This is a genomic window from Moritella sp. (assembly GCF_033791185.1).
GTDB lineage: Bacteria > Pseudomonadota > Gammaproteobacteria > Enterobacterales > Moritellaceae > Moritella.
The window spans coordinates 1-4,472 of record NZ_JASJHF010000091.1 but is presented as its reverse complement, the minus strand read 5'-3'; the positions used below and the strand labels follow the sequence as shown (position 1 = coordinate 4,472).

The following is a 4,472-nucleotide window of genomic DNA, read 5'->3' as shown; positions in this document are numbered from 1 at the left end:
ATGTACCAGGTACACTCAATCGTATTGGCTTGCAGGACCCCGTGGTAGATGCGCTCGTGACGGCAGTGATCAATGCTACGGATCGTGACAATCTAATTACTGCAACCAAAGCCTTAGACCGGGTACTGCTGTGGAAATACTTGGTGATCCCACAATGGCATATTAGCAGTTATCGGGTGGCTTATTGGCAGCAAATACAACGTCCCGAAAAGCTACCTAAATACGGTTTGGCCATTGACAGTTGGTGGCAACAAGCGCCAACCAACAGCCAGGATAATTAAATCATATGTGGAGTTATATTTTACGTCGATGCTTGTTGATGATCCCGACCTTGCTAGGCATCATCACCCTTAATTTTATCATTATCCAAGCTGCTCCTGGTGGCCCTGTCGAGCAATCGTTAGCTAAGTTGCAAGGCATTGAAAGCTCGGCGACTAGCCGTGTTGATGGTAATAGCCAAGGTGAGGTGAATAATTTAGCTAATAATGCGGGTTCACAATCCAGTAGTGGCCAGTATCGTGGCGCACAAGGCATAGACCCTGAATACATCAAAGAACTCGAGCGCTTATATGGTTTTGATAAACCCTTGCATGAACGTTATTGGTTGATGGTAAAGAGTTATGTGCAGTTTGATTTTGGCGATAGTTTTTTCCGCGATAGTTCGGTGATTGATCTGATGCTGGATAAGTTGCCTGTATCGATCTCATTAGGGCTGTGGACGACGATCTTGGTTTATCTTATCTCCATTCCTCTGGGAATTAAAAAAGCCATCAGCCACGGTTCTTCGTTTGATATTTGGAGCTCAAGCGCGGTTGTTATTGGTTTCGCTATACCCAATTTCTTGTTTGCTTTATTACTGATCGTCCTGTTTGCTGGCGGCAGCTATTTTGATTGGTTCCCGTTGCGTGGACTGACTTCCGCTAATTTCGATGAACTATCTACTTTCGAACAAATTAAAGATTATTTCTGGCATTTATCTCTGCCTGTTTTAGCCTCAGTGATCAGCAGTTTTGCCACTTTAACGTTATTGACTAAAAATACCTTTTTAGATGAAATCAATAAGCAATATGTGGTCACTGCAAGGGCAAAAGGGTTAACTGAAAATCAAGTGTTATACGGGCATGTATTTCGTAATGCCATGTTATTAGTGATTGCTGGATTACCAGCGGCGCTGATCAGTATTTTCTTTACTGGTTCCTTGATGATTGAAATTATTTTCTCGTTAGATGGTTTAGGTTTATTAGGTTTTGAGTCAGTGATTAACCGTGATTATCCAGTCGTGTTTGGCACCTTGTATATCTTTACCTTGATGGGACTGATTATTAAGTTAATCAGTGATGTTACTTATATGCTAATTGATCCACGTATTAATTTTGAGGCGCAAGCATAATGGGCTGGATCACAACTTGGCACCGGATCAAGCAAAATCCGATGAACTTAAATCGCTGGCAAACCTTTAAGCATAATAAACGCGGTTATTGGTCGCTGTGGTTATTCACCGGATTATTTTTACTAAGTTTATGTGCTGAGTTCATTGCCAATGATAAACCGTTATTAGTGCGTTACAACGACAGTTATTACTTACCTGTGTTATATGATTATAACGAACTTGAGTTTGGTGGGGAGTTGGATGTCAATGCGGATTATCGTGATGAATACATTCAAGAACTGATCTTAGAACACGGTGAGATATGGTGGCCGTTGGTACCATTTAGCTATGATACTTTTAATTATGATTTAACTGTGCCAGCACCTTCGGCCCCCGATAAACATAATTTGTTAGGCACCGACGATCAAAGTCGTGATGTGCTAGCACGGCTTATTTATGGCTTTCGTATCTCGGTATTATTTGCGATCACCTTAACGGTCTTTAGTTCGATTGTCGGCGTTATGGTAGGGGCTGTGCAAGGCTACTTTGGCGGCCGCATTGATCTTTATGGTCAACGTTTTATCGAGATCTGGTCTGGTTTACCGATGTTATTTTTATTGATTATTTTAGCCAGTTTAGTCCAACCTAATTTTTGGTGGTTGCTGAGCATTATGTTGTTATTTAGTTGGATGGCGTTAGTGGATGTAGTGCGCGCTGAGTTTTTACGTGGTCGACATCTTGAATATGTCATTGCCGCTAAAGCCTTGGGTCAATCTCATCGCGCCATTATGTTTAAGCATATTTTACCTAATGCCATGGTGGCGACGATGACTTTCATGCCGTTTATTTTTACGGGGGCATTAACCACGTTAACCTCATTAGACTTTCTGGGGTTTGGTTTAGAAGTGGGGTCGCCGTCGTTAGGTGAATTAATTAAGCAGGGTAAAAATAATTTGCAAGCACCTTGGCTGGGGATCACTGCGTTTGTGTCGATGGCGGTGATCTTGGTGTTATTGGTATTTATTGGCGAGGCGGCGCGTGATGCGTTTGACCCGCGTAAGGGTGCGTGATGACAGTTCTGGAAGTAAACAATTTATCGGTTAATTTTGGTCAACGGACTGTGGTTGAGAATGTCTCTTTTAAGATAGAGAAAGGTAAAACATTCGCACTGGTAGGCGAAAGTGGTTCGGGAAAATCGGTAACTGCTTTGTCAGTGTTACAATTATTACCCTTTCCTGCGGCTAACTATCCGGCGGGCAGTATTAAGTTGATGGGTAAAGAGGTGGTCGGCAAAGATCGCGCCGTGATGCAATCGTTACGTGGTAATACTGCGAGTATGATCTTTCAAGAGCCAATGACGTCGTTAAATCCACTGCATACCATCGAAAAGCAGATATCAGAAATACTCTTCTTACATCAAGGCTTAAATAAAAAAGCAGCGCAATTACGCTGTCTTGAGTTAATGAAGTTAGTGGCGATACCGGAGCCAGAAAAACGTTTAACATCTTATCCTCATGAATTATCTGGTGGTCAGCGCCAACGTGTGATGATCGCCATGGCATTGGCGAATGAACCGGATTTATTGATCGCTGATGAGCCAACCACGGCACTCGATGTCACAGTACAATTACAAATTTTAGAATTGTTAAAATCATTACAAGCGAAACTCGGTATGGCGATATTAATGATCACCCACGATCTTAATATTGTTAAACACTTGGCTGATGAAGTCGCGGTAATGAAGCAAGGTAAAATCGTTGAGTCGGGTAGTGTCGATATGATCTTTAGTCAGCCACAACACGGCTATACTAAAATGCTGTTAAATGCTGAACCCCAACGTTATATTACTGCGCTCACCGAAACTAACTGCTTATTGGATGTGCGTGACTTTAAGGTGTGGTTCCCACTCAAGAAAGGATTGTTGCAGCGTACTTATGATCATATTAAAGCTGTCGATGGCGTGTCATTACAATTAATGCAAGGTGAAACCCTTGGTATTGTAGGTGAAAGTGGCTCAGGTAAAAGTACCTTGGTGCGGGGGTTATTAAGGCTAATTAATAGTGAAGGCGATATTTATTATGGTGGCACCAATCTGCAAGGACTCAATCTGACTGCTATGCGTGAGTATCGTCAATCGTTGCAAATTGTATTTCAAGATCCGTTTGGTAGTTTAAGTCCTCGGCTCTCTGTTCGCCAGATCATTAGTGAGGGGTTAGAAGTCCAAGGTAAGCACAGTGATGCTGAAATCGAAATTGCTATTCAGCAAGCCTTGGTTGATGTTGCGTTACCAGTGGAGGTTTTGGATCGCTACCCTCATCAATTCTCAGGAGGACAACGCCAGCGAATTGCTATCGCGCGGGCTTTGGTGTTGAAACCGAAGGTATTAATTCTCGATGAACCCACATCTGCATTAGATCGAACGGTGCAAAAACAGATCTTAGATTTATTGTGCCAATTGCAACAACAGCACCAATTAAGTTACATATTTATTACCCACGATTTAAGTGTTGTGCGGGCTGTTAGCCACCGTATTATGGTGCTTAAAGCAGGTAAAGTGGTTGAAGAAGGTGAAACTGAATTATTATTCAATCGGCCCCTACAACCTTATACCCAAGCGTTATTATCCGCGGCGATGTTTTTTAACCAAGACCAAGAGTTGATATCAAAAAAAACCATAACACTTTAGTATTAGTTGAATGGTATTGAAGTATCAAGCATGCTAGATTCAATCATACTGCTTTTGCATATTATTCTATTTTATTTAAATAAAGGATTATAGATGTCATCACTTGGAAACCACTTTTATCAGTATCTACTACGAGCTCAAAAAAGTGACGATGATAAAATTAAAGGTCGGGGTATCATTACTTTTGCACTGGTTGGGATAATTGTAGGTGGTTATAGTGCACTTAAATGGAATAACCTTGACGTCACCGCGTTAGTCAATAGCTCTATGGTTATGCTCATCGGTTTTATGCTTAGTTTAGTGCTGATTAAAGTCGCTGTGAGCCCAATTATTGCTGGTAATGTGATGCAACTTGGCGGCATGCTCCACCTGACGAACTTAATGTTTCAGACTGGTGGTGCGAGTTCACATTCGATT

General features: G+C 41.8%; 3 protein-coding genes and 2 pseudogenes. All 5 read left to right on the top strand.

All coding sequences use genetic code 11. The annotated features are described in order from the left end of the window. A pseudogene (locus QNK26_RS05795) lies at positions 1-281 on the top strand (ABC transporter substrate-binding protein); the annotation flags it as partial. A gap of 5 nt (positions 282-286) precedes the next feature. Next, positions 287-1,390, top strand: a complete 1,104-nt coding sequence (locus QNK26_RS05790) for a microcin C ABC transporter permease YejB (protein WP_319221455.1) — start codon at positions 287-289, stop codon at positions 1,388-1,390. Between the two features lie 26 nt (positions 1,391-1,416). Beyond that, positions 1,417-2,439 (top strand): ABC transporter permease, encoded by a 1,023-nt coding sequence (locus tag QNK26_RS05785; RefSeq protein ID WP_319221457.1) that lies wholly within the window; start codon positions 1,417-1,419, stop codon positions 2,437-2,439. Next, on the top strand, positions 2,439-4,055 hold the full coding sequence (locus QNK26_RS05780; RefSeq protein ID WP_319221454.1) for a dipeptide ABC transporter ATP-binding protein: 1,617 nt from the start codon (positions 2,439-2,441) through the stop codon (positions 4,053-4,055). Before QNK26_RS05785 ends, QNK26_RS05780 begins: the two co-directional genes overlap by 1 nt. A 93-nt stretch (positions 4,056-4,148) precedes the next feature. After that, positions 4,149-4,472 (top strand): annotated as a pseudogene (locus QNK26_RS05775) (chemotaxis protein); the annotation flags it as partial.

Bases quoted from the DNA above. Each gene is read 5' to 3' on its own strand.
- QNK26_RS05790 (WP_319221455.1), top strand. From the start codon at position 287: ATGTGGAGTTATATTTTACGTCGATGCTTGTTGATGATCCCGACCTTG.
- QNK26_RS05780 (WP_319221454.1), top strand. From the start codon at position 2,439: ATGACAGTTCTGGAAGTAAACAATTTATCGGTTAATTTTGGTCAACGG.